Raw genomic sequence first — 14,464 nt, 5'->3', positions numbered from 1 at the left:
GGGCACATTACCAACGATGCATATCGCTTGAAGGTATGCCGGCGGGGCATAAGCGCCCCTTGCTGCACTGGAATGGGGCGGCATGGCCAGCGCTCCCTTGGTGTCACGCAAGCCACGGGCCAGCCGTGCCGGGCCTCTGTGCCAGGGATCGCCACACCGCGCCCACCCTGGCGCCACCACGCCCCCCCTCAGCGCCGCAGCAGCATCACCAGTTCGTCCACGTCCGGCAGCGGCGCCGCCGCGCCCTCGCCCGCCGCCAGGATGCCGTCGGCCAGTTCGCGCTTGCCCTGGTGCAGGGCGACGATGCCCTCCTCCACCGTGCCGGCGCCGATCAGCCGGTAAACCGTCACCGGGCGTTGCTGGCCGATGCGGTGGGCGCGCCCCATGGCCTGGTCCTCGGCGGCCGGGTTCCACCACGGGTCGGTGATGATCACGTAGTCGGCCGCGGTCAGGTTCAGGCCGAAGCCGCCCGCCTTCAGGCTGATCAGGAAGCAGTCGCCCTCGCCCGCCTGGAAGGCGGCCACGCGCCGGGTGCGCTCCGCCGCGGGGGTGGCCCCGTCGAGGTACTGCCAGCGCAGCCCGGCCTCGTCGAGCGCGGCGCGCAGCAGTTGCAGGAAATCGACGAACTGGCTGAACACCAGCGCGCGGTGGCCGGCGGCGGCCAGTTCCTGCGCCAGCGCGACGAAGGCACGCACCTTGGCGCCCGGCCGTTCGAGCTCGGGCGTGACCAGCCGGGCATCGCAGGCGGCACGCCGCATGCGCGTCAGCTGGGCCAGCACGTGCAGGCGCGCCTCGGCTTCGCTTGCGGCGGCGCCGGCCGCCGGCGCCGCAGTGCCGCCGGCCGCGGACGGCGCACCCGGGCGCCTGGCCCGGGCCGCGGCGCGCAGCGCCTGCTCGGCGGCCGTCTCGGCCTGGCGGCGCAGCGCCTCGTAGTGGGCGGCCTCGAGCGGATCGGGCTCGATGCGCAGCACCCGTTCGGTGCGTGCCGGCAGCTCCTCCAGCACTTCGGCCTTGGTCCGGCGCAGCACGAAGGGCGCGATCATGCGGCGCAGGCGCAGGCGCGGCTCGCGCGCGCCGGCCTGTTCGATCGGCGCGGCGAAGTGTTCGTTGAATCGCACCAGCGAGCCCAGCAGGCCCGGATTGCAGAAGCGCATCACCGACCACAGCTCGGCCAGGCGGTTTTCCAGCGGCGTGCCGCTCAGCACCAGGCGGAAATCGGCCCGCAGCGCGAACATGGCCTGGGCGCGCTTGGCGCCGGCGTTCTTGAAGGACTGGGCCTCGTCGGCCACCACGGTATGCCAGGCCTGCGCGCAGAAGTCGGCGCGCGCCTGCTGCAGCAGGGTGTAGGAGACCACCACCAGGTCACCCGCGCCGGCCTGCGCCAGCACCGCCTGGCGGCCGTCGCCGGCGTAGTCGTGCACGCGCAGCGAGGGGGCGAAGCGGCGCGCCTCCTCCAGCCAGTTGCCGCATACCGAGGTCGGCGCCACCACCAGGGCCGCGCCGCCGCCGGCGCGTGCCACCAGTACGGCCAGCGCCTGCACGGTCTTGCCCAGGCCCATGTCGTCGGCCAGGCAGGCGCCGAAGCCGGCCTGCGCCAGTTGCATGGCCCAGCGGTAGCCGTCCTGCTGGTAGGGGCGCAGCTCGGCCGCCAGCGTGGCCGGCAGCGGCGCCGGTGCCGCCGCGCGCGCCTGGCGCAGGCGCGCCACGCGCTCACGGAAATGACGGTCGGGGTCGATGCCGGCACCGGCCAGCACGTCATCGAGCCAGGGCGCGGCCATGGCGGGCACGCGCAGGCCGCCGTCGCGGGCGGCCGGGGCGGCGACCGCGGCCAGGTCGCGCAGGCGGCCGCGCAGTTCGCGCGTGAGCGCCACGTAGAGACCGTCGCCCATCGGCACGAAGCGCCCGGGATGGCCGGCGGCCCAGGCCAGCAGGCGTTCCAGTTCGAGCACCATGCCCTCGGCCACGGTCAGCTCGCCGGCCAGCTTGAACCATTCGCCGGCAGCCGCCACGCGCACCGCCAGCTGCGGCAGGCCCGCGCCCAGCACCCGCATGGCGCGGCCCTTGGGCCATTCCAGCGCCTGCACGCCGGCCAGCCCGGGCAACTGCTCCAGCACGGCCAGCGCGATCTCGGGATCGTCCAGCGTCCACTGCAGCTCGCCATCGTCCGACGCCAGCGGCACCAGCTCGGGCAGCGCGTGGAAGCACTCGGCGACATGGGCCTGCTCGGCGGCGAGGTCGCGCCGCGTCGCGCGCGTCTCGCCCTGGATGGTGGCCAGCAGGCGTTCGCGGCCGGCACCCGGCGCCAGGCGGGGGCCGAGCGGCCCCAGCGGCGTGACCACCAGGCGCAAGGCCACGCCGCGGCCGTGCGGCGCCAGTTCGGCGCGCAGCCGGTGCTCGGGCGCCACTTCGAAGGCCAGGCCACCTTGGTCGGCCTGCACCTGGAAGTGCGCGGCAAGCGCGCGCAACGCGCCGTCCAGTTCGGCCTGGGCCTCGAGCGGCACCGGCAGCCCCCGCGCCAGCACGCGCCCGGCGGCGAGCTGGGCCGGCGTATGGCGGACCACGCGCAATCGCTGCGGCCCGTCGCGTACCACGGTGATCTGGCGCAGCGTCTCCGCTTCCTGGCGCGCCGCCGCGTCGAGATAGCCTTCCAGCAGGCGCGATTCGCGTACCGGCGGCCAGGCCCGCAGCAGGTAGTGCCCGGGTTCGCGTACCACCTCCAGCACCGGCTCGCCGGCCTCCACCGCCAGCGGCTGCTCGGGACGGCCTGCCAGCACCACGCCGGGATGCCCGATCAGCGCCAGCATGGCGGCCGCGCGGTCCAGCACGAAGCGCCGCCCGTAGCCGCGCGCCGGCCGGATCGCGCGCGCCACGCGCGCGTCGTCCGGGCCCAGGCTCTCACTTTCGGCCAGCCGCGCCAGCGCCACCGGCCGCGGCTTGCCCCAGCCGCGCGCGCCCTGGTTCTGTTCGAGCGGCTCGATGGCGGCCACCGCCCCGTCCGGCTCCAGGCTCACCATCCACAGCAGGCGGGTGCGGGGCGCGCCGCCGGCCGCGTCTTCCGGGGCGGCGCCCGGCTCGCCGGCCAGCGCGCGCAGTGCCTGCAGCGCCTCTCGCCAGTCATCGGTCCGTGCCGTGCCCGCGCCGGGATCGGACGACGGGTCCGGCGTCAGCGCGGAAGGTGGCCGGGATGCGGACATGGGTGCTGGCAACAGGGAAAGAGGGTCAAGAAGAAGGTCAAGAAAAACCGAAGGGCAAGATAAGCGGAATAAACGTAAGCGGAATAAACGTAAGCGAAATGAACGGAAAGACCGGCGGGTGCGACGCGGGGGAGTCCAGACGCCCCGGCGGTGCCGTCCCGCGCACGCGCGAGAGACGCAAGCGGCACGGCAACCGACCGCTGATTCTAGCCCGGCGCGCCCGCGTGCGTTGGCACCTCGGTTCCCGCGGCTTACAATGTGGGTTTTGCAGCTTTTACGGCGTGCGGGAGAAGACCATGTCGATGGCGGCTCCCGCCGGCAGGATCCGGATGGACGGCAAGCTGATCGACTGGCGCAGCGCCAACGGTTGCCGGACTCCCCTCCTCTGCCGGGCATCTTCTGCGCGGCCGTGGGCAGCACCGACGAACGCAACAAGCACTGGCTCACCCAGGTCTGATCCCGGACCGGCCAGCCGACGACGAACAACACCCCTCCCTGCAACACCATGACGCAAACCGCCAGCACCATCGAGATCGGCGCAGAAGACATTCCGCTGCATTGCCCCACCAGCAAGACCCCGGCGTGGAACTACCATCCGCGCGTCTTCCTCGACGTGGCCGACACGGGTGAAGTCAAGTGCCCCTACTGCGGCACCGTGTACAAGCTCAAGCCCGGCACCGTACTGAAGGGCCACCACTGACCGCATCCCGCCCCCGCCCGGCGCACGTACCCCGCCCCCTTCCCCGACGCGCCCGCGGGCGCGCCGGGGTATCGGTGCTGGCGGCGCGCGTGCCGGGCGCCGGCCGGCCTGCCGCCCCCCGCTCATGAAGAAAGCCCTCGTCATCGCCCCGAACTGGATCGGCGACGCGCTGATGGCGCAGCCGCTGTTCGCGCTGCTCAAGGCTCGGCATCCGCGCATGCAGATCGATGCGCTGGCACCCAAATGGGTGGCCCCGGTGCTCGCCCGCATGCCCGAGATCGGCAAGGTCTTTCCCACCGACCTCGCACACGGCAAGCTGCAGCTCTCCGCGCGCCTGCTGTTCGCCCAGCAGCTCAAGAACGAAGGCTATGACGCGGCCTACGTGCTGCCCAATTCCTTCAAGTCGGCGCTGATCCCCTGGATGGCCGGCATTCCGCTGCGCATCGGCTATCGTGGCGAAGCGCGCTTCGGCCTGCTCAACATCCGCCACGCCAACCCGCCGCGCGACCAGCGCCCGCCGATGGTGGAGCACTACGCCCGGCTGGCGCTCAAGCCCGGCGCGCGGCTGCCCGAAGCACTGCCCGAGCCGCGCCTGCGCATCGACCCGCAGCGCGTGGCCGCCACCGCACAGCGCTTCGGCATTCCGCCGCAGACGCGCCTGATCGCCTTCTGCCCGGGTGCCGAATACGGCCCGGCCAAGCGCTGGCCGGCCGCGCACTTCGCCGAACTCGCGCAGATGCTGCGGCGTTCCTTCCCCTACGCGCAGATGATCACGCTGGGCTCGGGCAAGGATGCCGAGATCGCCGCCGAGATCGTGCAGGGCGCGCCCTTCGTGCGCAACCTGTGCGGCCAGACCTCGCTCGACGACGCTGTCGACCTGCTCGCCCTGTCCGAGGCCGCGGTCTGCAACGACTCCGGGCTGATGCACGTCACCGCCGCCCTGAACCGGCCCCAGGTGGCCGTGTTCGGCTCCAGCGACCCGCGCCATACGCCCCCGCTGTCGCAGGCTGCTAGTATCATGTGGCTCCAGTTGGAATGCAGCCCATGCTTCAAGCGCGAGTGTCCCCTCGGCCACCTGCGCTGCCTGAAGGACATCCAGCCCGAGATGGTGTTCGTCGAGCTGCGCAAGCTGCTGCAGCAGCCCTGAGCCCGGACCCCACCGGATCGATTCCCAGACCATCGCCACCCATGCCCCGCTTCGCCCGCCTGTTCGATTCCGCCGAAGACATCGTCGAGGCCTACCGCGACGCCCTCAAGCTGCGCGACGCCGAAGGCGCGCTGCGGCTCTGGCTCGACGAGGACTCCATCACCTGCGTGATGCCCGACGGCCACCGCCTGATCGGCCATGAACAGCTGCGCCAGGCCTACGCGCAGCTGCTGGAGGAGCAACCGGTGCTGGTCGACGTGATCGAGGCCAGCAGCCATGCCTCGCTGGGCGTCTCCATCTTCGACGTGACCGAGGCGCTGCGCTTCGGCGGCGACCGCGTCGAGGCCGACCTCTACGTGCATACCACCTACGTGCTGATGCAGAACCACGAAGGCTGGCGCATCGCCCACATCCACTGCAGCCCGGCCAACGCGGCCCAGCTCGCCGGCGCCAGCAGCGCCGTGCCGGGCCAGGCGCTGCACTGAAACGGGAGGGCTGCCCGGCGCTCCGCCACGGCAGCCCTGCAGGCATGCGGCATCCGACCTTCGCCAGCCCCCCGGCGCCGGCCGCCCCCACCGAGGCCGAGGCCGGCTTCGGCGCCGGGCAGCGCATGCCCTGGTGGCTGTGCGACGGCCATACCCAGACCATCATCCCGGCGCGCTTCACGCGCCGTCCGCAGGTCGGCTTCCGGCGCGAGCGCTGGACCACGCCCGACCGGGACTTCATCGACCTCGACTGGACCACGCATGACACCGCGCCCGATGCGCCGCTGGTGGTGATGTTCCATGGACTGGAGGGCGACTCGGGCAGCCACTATGCCCAGGCGCTGATGCACGCGCTGGCGGCGCGCGGCTGGCAGGGCGTGGTGCCGCACTTCCGCGGCTGCTCGGGCGAACTCAATCTCGCGCCGCGCTTCTACCACTCGGGCGATGCCGAGGAGATCGGCTGGATCCTGCAGCGCCTGCACGCGCAGCACTGCGCGCCGGAGCGCCGGCTGCTGGCGGTCGGCATCTCGCTGGGCGGCAATGCCCTGCTGCGCTACCTGGGCGAGCAGGGCCAGGCCGCGGGGCGGCTGGTCGCCGCGGCCGCCTCGGTGTCGGCACCGCTCGACCTCGCCGCCGGCGGCGCTGCGCTGGCGCGCGGCTTCAACCGCGTCTACACGCGCATGTTCCTGCAGACGCTCAAGCGCAAGTCGCTGGCCAAGCTGCTGCAGTATCCCGGCCTGTTCGACCGCGATGCCATGCTGGCGAGCCAGGACCTCTATTCCTTCGACAACGTGGTGACGGCGCCGCTGCACGGCTTCCGCGACACGGATGACTACTGGACGCGTGCGGCCAGCAAACCCGTGCTGGGCAGCGTGGCCGTGCCGACGCTGGTGCTCAATGCGCGCAACGACCCCTTCCTGCCGGCGCGCCACCTGCCCGGCCCGGAGCAGGTCAGCGCCGCGGTCTGGCTGGAGCAGCCCGAGCACGGCGGCCACGTCGGCTTCATGACGCCGCGCGAAGGCCTGCTGCGCCAGCTGCCGCTGCTGCCGTATGCTGGGCATATCGGCTGGCTGCCGCAGCGCGTGCTGCGCTTCTTCGACAGCGTCGCCTGAGATCCGGCGATGCCCCGGCGCGCCACGGTGCACGGTGGCGCCGGAGGCCCATGCTAGCGGGCGGCACGCCCGCGCAGGAGACAAGACAGATGGATGAGATCGTCAAGCAGGCCATGGCCCGCTGGCCCGACGTGCCGAACTGCTATGGCTGGCTGGCACTGGACCGCCGCGGGCAGTGGCGCATCCGCAACGAATACGCGCAGCAGCACGGCCTGTCCGGCGACCCGGTCCGGAACGAGGCGCTGGTCCGCTTCATCGAGCGCAACTACCAGCGCGACGCGCACGGCGCCTGGTACTTCCAGAACGGCCCGCAGCGGGTCTTCGTCGCGCTGGGCTATGCGCCGTGGGTCGCGCGGCTGCACCAGGGCCGGCTCGCCACCACCAGTGGCCACGCGCTGGCGCCCGTCGCCTGCTACGCCGACGAGCATGGCAACGTGGTGCTGGCATGCCGGATGGAGGAGGAACTGACGGGCGCAAGCGGCGTGCAGGCCGTGCTGCTGCACGACCATGACCTCGATGCCTTCAGCAGCGCCAGCACCTGGCACGGCGAAGCCTGCGGCGCGGCGCTGGGCGTGTTCCATCACGGCAGCGCGGACCTGCCGATCGAACCCATCCTGGACAAGGAAGTGCCAGCGCGCTTCGGCTTCGTGCGCACGCCGCAGGCAGAGCCGGCCGGATAGGCGGAGAAGGCCGAGAAAGCCGAGAAAGCGAAAGGGGCGGGAAAGCAGGGATAAGCGAGAAAGGCAGACAGCCGGCAGCGCCCGCCCGGGCTCAGTTCGGCATGCCCTTGTTGTCCTGGCGATCCTCGCGCGCCAGGCGCTGCAGCTGGTGCAGGCGCGCATCGACCTCGGACAGGGTGTAGAAGTCGCCGTCGCCCGCCTTGCGCGCGATCTGCAATTGCTCGATCGCTTCCTGGTAGGAGCCGTCCATCGCATAGCGCTCGGCCAGTGCCTGGTGCTGCAGCAATTGCTGGCCCCTGCCGGCATAGGCGCGCGCCAGCAGGCCCCACCACTCGGGACGGGTGTTCTCTTCGCGGGTGCGCTCGCGCAGATAGGCCACCGCTTCGTTCCAGCGGCCGACCGACAACAGCGTCTCGCCATAGCACAGGGCCACCGCGTGCGACAGCGGGAAGGCGCGCATCGACGCCTGCGCCTGGCTCAGCGCCTGTGCGGTCCGGCCCTGCTCGCGCGCCAGCTCGATGGTCATCACGTCCAGCATCGGCGTGCCGGAAGTCGCGCCCGGGATATTGCCGTACAGGCGGCGTGCCTCGGTCAGCGCGGTCTCGGCGGCGGCATAGCGTCCCAGCCGCTGCTCGGCGAAAGCGATGCCGTACCACAGCGCCGGCTGCCGCGCCGGCGCGGCGCCGGCCAGTTGCGTCTGCATGGCATTGCGCACGTTCTGCAGGTCGCTCGGCGTGGTTTCCTGCAGCACGCGGGCGCGCACGCGGGCAAACTCATAGTCGGGCGTGCTGACCACCTTGCGCACGCTGACGTGGCTGGCGCGGTCCTGCATGTCGGCGATGCGCTCCGAGGTCAGCGGGTGGGTCCGCACATAGGCCGGCAGCGAGTTCTCGGAGATGCCCATCACGCGCTGCAGGCGGCGGAAGAAGTCCGGCATGCCCTGCGGATCGAAGCCGGCCGCAGTCATGATCTGGAAACCCACGCGATCGGCCTCGCGCTCGGCGCTGCGCGAGAACGACAACTGGTTCGCCACCGCCATGCCCTGGCCGCCGATGGCCAGCGCCGCGGCGGCATCGCCGCTCTTGGTGGCGGCCAGCCCGGCCAGCGCCATCGCGGCCAGCGCGATCCACATCGACTGGTCCTGCTTGGTGATGCCGCGCGCGATGTGCCGCTGCATCACGTGGCCGATTTCGTGGCCCAGCACCGACGCCAGCTCCGATTCCGTCTCCGACTGCACCAGCAGCCCGGTATGCACGCCGACGTAGCCGCCGGGCATGGCGAAGGCGTTGATGGTGCGGTCGCGCACCCCGAACAGCTCGAAGCCGGTGGCAAAGGTGCCGGCGCCGTTGGCGCCCGAGATGTTCTGCTTGCGCGCGGCCTCGACCAGGCGGAAGCCGAGCGCGTTCAGGTACTCCGTCAGCAGCGGGTCGGTCAGGTAGTCAGGGTCGCGGCGGATCTCGCGCATGATGCGATCGCCCAGCCGCCGTTCCATATCGGGCGACAGCGCCGCGCTGGAGGGATCGCCCAGGTCCGGCAACTGCGGCCCGCTGCCCTCGACCACGGTGTTGCCGCCGTGCACGAAGTCCGACTTCTGCCCCGCCTTCACGCTGCGGTTCAGGTTGTCGTAGACCTGGTCGCTCACCTCGGCGCCCGGCGCACCGCCCACCGAAAGCCCGGGCGGCAGGACGGTCTGCGCCCAGCCGGGCGCCAGCAGGCTCACGGCCAGCAGCGCCGCCAGCGGCCGGCGCAGCCGCCACGGCCGCGCGGCAATACGGCGGAGCGGGTCATGGCCGGAGTCGTGGCGGGCGCGGACGGAGCCGGTGCGGAGCGGTCGGGACGGTAGCATATTGCTATGATAGCGGCCTTCCCATGCCGTTCCCACGGGGCTTGCCCTGCCCGGCGGCGGCGCAGGCCGCTACGCCGGCGGCAGCGCCGCGGCCTTCACCCTCCACTCTCCAGTCCCGCCATGAGCCAGCTCACGCACTTCGATACCGCCGGACAAGCCCATATGGTCGACGTCGGCGACAAGGCCAGCACCCATCGCGTCGCCGTGGCCAGCGGCACCATCACCATGCAGCCCGACACGTTCGCGCTGGTGCGCGACGGCAGCGCGAAGAAAGGCGACGTGCTGGGCATCGCACGCGTGGCCGCCATCATGGCCACCAAGCGCGCCGCGGACCTGATCCCGCTCTGCCACCCCATCGGCCTGACCAAGGTCGCGGTCGACTTCGCGCTCGACGCGGCCGGCGCCAGCGTCACCTGCACGGTGCGCACCGAGACCCGCGGCCAGACCGGCGTGGAGATGGAAGCGCTGACCGGCGTGCAGGTCGCGCTGCTGACCATCTATGACATGTGCAAGGCGGTGGACCGGGGCATGGTGATGGGCAATGTGCGGCTGCTGGAAAAGCATGGCGGCAAGTCGGGGGACTGGGTGGCTAAGTAGTTGTTTTATAAGTCTTAGCTCAGTACATCAGCTGTCTTCTGTACTCGCCAAAATGCACCTCTGGCCTGCCTCAAGCTGCGGCCCCGGAGTGACGAAAAATAGGTCTTTGCTCCAATCCTGCTCCACTGAGGACAGGAAATGGCTTCTATCAACCGCAAAGGCGACAAGTGGCAGGTACGTGTACGCCGTAAGGGCTACCCAATCGAAGTAAAGACCTTCGGCACCCGCCAAGACGCGGAACGGTACGCCCGGGCCATCGAATCTGAGATGGACCGGGGTAGCTACGTCAACCGCAGCGGGGCCGAGGCCACGACACTCGGGGATATCCTCGAACGCTACATAGCCGACGTTTGCCCTTCGATGCGGGGATGCGCCGAGGACACGATACGGCTACGCGCAATGCGCCGGACAAGGCTAGCCCAATTGAGTATGGCGGCGTTGACGCCGAAGGCAATCGCAGCATACCGGGATGAGCGGCTGAAGCGGGTAAAGGCTGGGACCGTAATCCGCGAGTTGGCCTACCTGTCGTCCGTCATCAACCATGCGCGGCGCGAGTGGGGTATCAACATCGCCAATCCTGTTGCATCCGTCCGCAAGCCGCCAACGCCACAGGGAAGAAACCGAGTGTTGTCCCAGGAGGAGGAATGCCGGCTGCTCGCGGCCTTGGCCCCGGACGGGCGGCGCAACCCGTGGATACGGCCCATGGCAATGCTGGGATTGGAAACCGCAATGCGGCGGGGTGAAATTCTGCAACTCCGCTGGGAACACATCGACCTTGAGGGCCAAACCGCATTTCTTCCAGTGACCAAGAACGGCAGCCCGAGGGTCGTGCCCCTGTCTCGGAGAGCCGTGGTCCTACTGAGGGAACTTCCCCGTAGCCTAGACGGGCGGGTATTTCCCATCAACGCGGCGGCACTCCACAAGGCATTCCAGCGGGCATGCAAACGGGCCGGGCTAGCTGACCTGCGTTGGCACGACCTACGACACACCGCAATCACGCGAATGGCCGCGAAGCTACCGAACTTGATCGAGTTGGCGGCAGTCTCGGGCCATCGCAGCCTTGCCATGCTAAAGCGGTACTACCACCCGTCAGCCACCGAGCTAGCGAAGAAACTTGGTTAGCCGTGCCGCTTGCGCTTCGGCTTAGGCTCTGGTTCGTCGCCTTCTCTGCGGGCAGCGTCTATCGCGGCTGTAACGACTGCCTGCAATCTCGCCCACCGCTCCCCGGGTGTAGGCTCTCGTGCTGCTTGCACGAATGGCGTCCCCCGACTCGACCTGACGCTATCCGCGACAATGGATGCAGGCGGGCGCTCCGGCAGGTCCAGACCCGCGCCAATGTCGCGCATCTTGGCGTAGACCCGGGCTAGCTCCTCCTCCGAGAGGGCCAGCCGCGCAGCGGCATAGAACAAGCGGTCTTCGCCCATAACGCGCGGGCTTTCGCCGCCCGTGTACTTGCGCCACTGCTGCCCGCCCGCGAGCGCGAATAGCTCGGCCATCTGCTCGCTAGTCTTCTCTAGGGAGTCTTTCAAGCGGCGAAGGTCTGCGGCGGTCGGGGGAGTGTAGGCCATAAAGGAGAGAGCCGCCTCGCGGCGGCCCGTCACATCAAAGGGCGCACAGTTTAGCGAACCTCGCTGCGCAATGGCCTCTCAGCTTCAAATAGGCCGAGATCGGCCAACGCATCGGCTGCAATCTGCTTTTCTTCGACTGCTCCAGCACGAGAGGCAGCCTCTTGAGCGGCCTCCTTGACTGCATACCACTCGCCGGCCGTGATGCTTCTGTATTTTATAAGCAACGCCCGCAAGCCGCCCCGGATGGTCTTACCAGCTATCGTCCCGCTCACATCTGCGCTTCCGTTGATCGGCTCGCACTTCTTGCCCTTGCTCCTCCACTGCAAATTCAGCTTGCTGCCTCGATACCGGGCCTCGTTTGCACTGTAGAAGGTGATTGCGTGGATACCCTCCCCGTAAGTCGTAGCAAACCGCTCTGCTACATGAGGCGCATTCTTGCAGGTATCGGCCTCTATAATCTCGAACATGCCCGCGACGGTCTTCACAGCTTTGGGAACCTTCAATCCGCGAGCCTGCATCAGCCTGCGGCAGTTCTGTAGCTGGTAATCGCCAAGTGGGTTCGTCCAGACACTGATAGAGCGGGTGTCATCGGGACCACCCCCTGCCAACCTGCAAGCCTCCGGTATAAGAGCAGCGTGCCGCGCCTTGTTCGTACGCAGACCGAGCCCTTTCCCCTCCAAACCGAGGCGCACCAGTATTGCCGGCACGCGCTGCTTGCCCGGCCAGGGGCTCGGGTCAGATCGGCGCAAATGAAGCACCGGCGGCGATACTCTGGCCTCGTGGGTGCTCACCCCGCGCCGCAACAGGGCTGTCTTTGCCGCCGCCTGCAACTCCTCGCAAGCATCCGTCGCACGCACCAGCCACCGTGCTACTTCCGGGTCATCTCTGACCGCCTCAAGCATGTCCTTCGGCACCATCATTTGCGTCAATCAAATCCTCCGCACAACTATTCTTTCTCTCAAAGAGAGATAGTAAAAATCTACGCACTTACGCACTTTCATCTATCACCAATCTCTGCCGATTGGCATGCCGTCTGCGTCGAAGGCAGTGCGTTCCCGGTAGCCCATATCCCGCCGAGTCTTTTCAGCATGGCAAGGCGAGCATAGCAACTGGCAGTTATCGTCGGCCTCCGTACCGCCATCCTTGAGGGGAATGACGTGGTCTACTTCTCCGCGCCTAACTGCAATACCGCAGCATCGACAACGGTAGCCGTCTCGCTCTCTAATCCGGTCATTGCGCTTAAGCCGCTCACCACCACTCAAACGCTTGTCCGCGCTACCATAATCTGGCTTGCCCCGGTATCGGCGTGTCTTAGCCCTGGCTGTTTCGGCTTTCTCGGCCTTGCAGCGCGGACACGCAAGCTCTAGAAAATCTGCTGTAGTCGGCCATTTGTGCCGCTCGCACTCGTATGTGTGTGTCAGGTCAATTTCTCCGAAAGAAAGATTGATTGTAGTTAAAGGCGGCAGTCCGGCATGCTTAAGACCAAGGGCCGAGCACAGGTACTCCCAATGGACGGGGGGTGGGCTGATTGTTGACGACCTTCGGCCGCGAATCCGGCTGGTCAGTTGCGAAATATTGCTTTGTCCAAATAAAAGGGGCGAAAAGACCCTAGCTCTACCCATCCCGGCCCATTGCGGCCAGAGCCTTCCCTCGCGCGGGTGCGGAGCGGGTGCGCGTAACGCGCGCGTAGAACCATGCGGCTTTCCGGGTAGTTATCGGCCTGCAGCCCACGCCCCACAAGGAAATCAATTCCAGAGTCAATATTTGGCCCGCCAAGCCATTTTAATAGCCCCTGGCTACCTTGGGCATCCCAGCCAAATACAATTGAATGGCGGGGCCATGCGCAGGCCGGAGAGGCATTCCCGATACCCGACTCCGATCGCTATTGAGTCAGATCGGAAAAAACCTGAGACCGGATACGGTCATATGCCGCCCGGTCCTGCTCCTCTAGCTCAGCCAGCTTATCCGGGGAGGCACCCCGGCCGGCCTCCCATAAGGCAACATTCACAAGATGCGCATCATGGCTGGCCTTGCGGAGAATTTCTGATAATCGGAATACCTCCATTTCTTTGTACCTAGATTTTCTAGTCAACAAGACCTCCGGCAACCGTTAATCAGTCTGCTCATACCGCTTTGCGTCTAGCGTGGCCTGTTCTAGTATCGCTAATTGCTTGGCCTCGTCGTCTGGGCGCCTGCGCTTAAGCCCGGCCAACCTCTGATATTCGGCATAGGCCATAAGGCCGTCGCGTATCGCGGCCTCCCACAGTAGAAACCTCAGACCGTGCTTTCCCAGCTTCGCAGCGACCAGCGCGCGGATTGCTTCGTCGCACGCGCCGAGACTGCGGAATTTCCACTCAATACCCGGCCCGCAGGCAGTCTCCAGAAGGCCGCGCCGTAGCTCCCCATTGGTCTTGGGCCGACTTCGGTATCGTCCCTGGTGGAAGGCGCCGACGCTAAGGGGCGTCCCGGCCTGCTTGGCGAGGGCCTGTAGCTCCTTGCGGGTCGCGGTGCGGGGCTTATCAGCAAGCCCCACCATTACAGCGTCTCCGGGAGGATGTAGCTGGCTACTAGCTCGCCCAAGGCCGCAGGCGGCAGACCGCGCGCAGCCATCCAGGCGTGCAGTCGGTCAGCAAGGTTGCTGTACATCCCAACAATGAGCGTCCTCTCAGTAGGGTTCCCGCTCACATTGAAGCGCGGCGCCGGGTCTGTGAGCAGTCGGCCCGCACAGCGGCGGAATGCCTTAGGTAGGCCGTTTCCTTGCTGGTCAGCCATCTTGTGCAGCCGGTGCAATGCGCCCGCCGATACAGGGAGTTCGAGTTCGCAGAAGGTGTCGCGGTGTTGTAACTTCATAGGGCTCCAGAAAGAGAAAGGGCGACCGATTGGCCGCCCTGAATTGGCTGCGCAGGATGTTGCGTCACATCGGCGCGAAGCCGGCTACGAAGGCTATCCATGCGTCCTGTGTCATCGTTAGAGCGACGGGAGCCCCGCCCACTTCCTTGACCGTAACAGTCACAAGCTCCGACATATCGCTGTCTTGACCCGTAGCGGCGCGATATGCGGCGAAGCGATCTGAGATGCTGGGCATAGCGGCGCGGCATTGCGCGCCAAGCTGGTAGTACTTCTCCATAGACTCTC

The 14,464-nt window shown here is 68.1% G+C and carries 12 protein-coding genes; 7 read left to right on the top strand and 5 right to left on the bottom strand.

Translation table 11 applies throughout. The annotated features are described in order from the left end of the window. Positions 1 to 188: 188 nt before the first annotated feature. Complete coding sequence (locus BKK81_RS05440) at positions 189 to 3,194, bottom strand: DEAD/DEAH box helicase (protein WP_083383951.1); 3,006 nt, start codon at positions 3,192 to 3,194, stop codon at positions 189 to 191. Between the two features lie 505 nt (positions 3,195 to 3,699). Between BKK81_RS05440 and BKK81_RS05435 the strand changes: the two genes are divergently transcribed. The 5 genes from BKK81_RS05435 (at position 3,700) to BKK81_RS05415 (ending at position 7,318) form a co-directional block, all read left to right on the top strand. Beyond that, on the top strand, positions 3,700 to 3,894 hold the full coding sequence (locus BKK81_RS05435; RefSeq protein WP_071011215.1) for a zinc-finger domain-containing protein: 195 nt from the start codon (positions 3,700 to 3,702) through the stop codon (positions 3,892 to 3,894). A 124-nt stretch (positions 3,895 to 4,018) separates the two neighbouring features. Then, positions 4,019 to 5,041 (top strand): lipopolysaccharide heptosyltransferase II, encoded by a 1,023-nt coding sequence (gene waaF, locus BKK81_RS05430; RefSeq protein WP_071011213.1) that lies wholly within the window; start codon positions 4,019 to 4,021, stop codon positions 5,039 to 5,041. 41 nt (positions 5,042 to 5,082) lie between these two features. Next, entirely contained in the window at positions 5,083 to 5,526 is a 444-nt protein-coding gene (locus BKK81_RS05425) for a YybH family protein (RefSeq protein WP_071011211.1), read from the top strand. 125 nt (positions 5,527 to 5,651) lie between these two features. Then, positions 5,652 to 6,638: a YheT family hydrolase gene (locus BKK81_RS05420; RefSeq protein WP_071016084.1), complete on the top strand. Its 987-nt coding sequence runs from the start codon at positions 5,652 to 5,654 to the stop codon at positions 6,636 to 6,638. Between the two features lie 89 nt (positions 6,639 to 6,727). Continuing rightward, complete coding sequence (locus tag BKK81_RS05415) at positions 6,728 to 7,318, top strand: DUF2946 family protein (protein ID WP_071011210.1); 591 nt, start codon at positions 6,728 to 6,730, stop codon at positions 7,316 to 7,318. A gap of 91 nt (positions 7,319 to 7,409) precedes the next feature. Here the strand turns inward: BKK81_RS05415 and BKK81_RS05410 are convergent, their stop codons facing one another. Next, positions 7,410 to 9,164 (bottom strand): M48 family metalloprotease, encoded by a 1,755-nt coding sequence (locus tag BKK81_RS05410; RefSeq protein WP_083383949.1) that lies wholly within the window; start codon positions 9,162 to 9,164, stop codon positions 7,410 to 7,412. Between the two features lie 120 nt (positions 9,165 to 9,284). Between BKK81_RS05410 and moaC the strand changes: the two genes are divergently transcribed. Next, entirely contained in the window at positions 9,285 to 9,761 is a 477-nt protein-coding gene (moaC, locus tag BKK81_RS05405) for a cyclic pyranopterin monophosphate synthase MoaC (RefSeq protein ID WP_071011209.1), read from the top strand. A gap of 138 nt (positions 9,762 to 9,899) precedes the next feature. Next, entirely contained in the window at positions 9,900 to 10,883 is a 984-nt protein-coding gene (locus BKK81_RS34065) for a tyrosine-type recombinase/integrase (protein ID WP_083383948.1), read from the top strand. 496 nt (positions 10,884 to 11,379) lie between these two features. Here BKK81_RS34065 and BKK81_RS35170 read toward each other — a convergent pair whose 3' ends face one another. From BKK81_RS35170 to BKK81_RS05380, 3 genes are all read right to left on the bottom strand, one after another. Further along, the gene (locus BKK81_RS35170) at positions 11,380 to 12,249 is read right to left on the bottom strand and encodes a hypothetical protein (protein WP_231907978.1); all 870 of its coding nucleotides are present in this window, start codon (positions 12,247 to 12,249) and stop codon (positions 11,380 to 11,382) included. Positions 12,250 to 12,333: 84 nt separating this feature from the next. After that, complete coding sequence (locus tag BKK81_RS34060) at positions 12,334 to 12,951, bottom strand: HNH endonuclease (protein WP_083383947.1); 618 nt, start codon at positions 12,949 to 12,951, stop codon at positions 12,334 to 12,336. Positions 12,952 to 14,243: 1,292 nt separating this feature from the next. Next, on the bottom strand, positions 14,244 to 14,456 hold the full coding sequence (locus BKK81_RS05380; RefSeq protein WP_071011202.1) for a hypothetical protein: 213 nt from the start codon (positions 14,454 to 14,456) through the stop codon (positions 14,244 to 14,246). Between the last annotated feature and the right edge of the window lie 8 nt (positions 14,457 to 14,464).

Origin of the sequence: Cupriavidus sp. USMAHM13 (genome assembly GCF_001854285.1) — a bacterium.
Classification (GTDB): Bacteria; Pseudomonadota; Gammaproteobacteria; order Burkholderiales; family Burkholderiaceae; genus Cupriavidus; species Cupriavidus malaysiensis.
Note: the sequence above shows the minus strand (reverse complement) of the source record. Positions and strands in the feature narration are given on the sequence as shown.

Bases quoted from the DNA above. Each gene is read 5' to 3' on its own strand.
- BKK81_RS05440 (WP_083383951.1), bottom strand. From the start codon at position 3,194: ATGTCCGCATCCCGGCCACCTTCCGCGCTGACGCCGGACCCGTCGTCC.
- BKK81_RS05435 (WP_071011215.1), top strand. From the start codon at position 3,700: ATGACGCAAACCGCCAGCACCATCGAGATCGGCGCAGAAGACATTCCG.
- waaF (WP_071011213.1), top strand. From the start codon at position 4,019: ATGAAGAAAGCCCTCGTCATCGCCCCGAACTGGATCGGCGACGCGCTG.
- BKK81_RS05425 (WP_071011211.1), top strand. From the start codon at position 5,083: ATGCCCCGCTTCGCCCGCCTGTTCGATTCCGCCGAAGACATCGTCGAG.
- BKK81_RS05420 (WP_071016084.1), top strand. From the start codon at position 5,652: ATGCCCTGGTGGCTGTGCGACGGCCATACCCAGACCATCATCCCGGCG.
- BKK81_RS05415 (WP_071011210.1), top strand. From the start codon at position 6,728: ATGGATGAGATCGTCAAGCAGGCCATGGCCCGCTGGCCCGACGTGCCG.
- BKK81_RS05410 (WP_083383949.1), bottom strand. From the start codon at position 9,164: ATGCTACCGTCCCGACCGCTCCGCACCGGCTCCGTCCGCGCCCGCCAC.
- moaC (WP_071011209.1), top strand. From the start codon at position 9,285: ATGAGCCAGCTCACGCACTTCGATACCGCCGGACAAGCCCATATGGTC.
- BKK81_RS34065 (WP_083383948.1), top strand. From the start codon at position 9,900: ATGGCTTCTATCAACCGCAAAGGCGACAAGTGGCAGGTACGTGTACGC.
- BKK81_RS35170 (WP_231907978.1), bottom strand. From the start codon at position 12,249: ATGATGGTGCCGAAGGACATGCTTGAGGCGGTCAGAGATGACCCGGAA.
- BKK81_RS34060 (WP_083383947.1), bottom strand. From the start codon at position 12,951: ATGGGTAGAGCTAGGGTCTTTTCGCCCCTTTTATTTGGACAAAGCAAT.
- BKK81_RS05380 (WP_071011202.1), bottom strand. From the start codon at position 14,456: ATGGAGAAGTACTACCAGCTTGGCGCGCAATGCCGCGCCGCTATGCCC.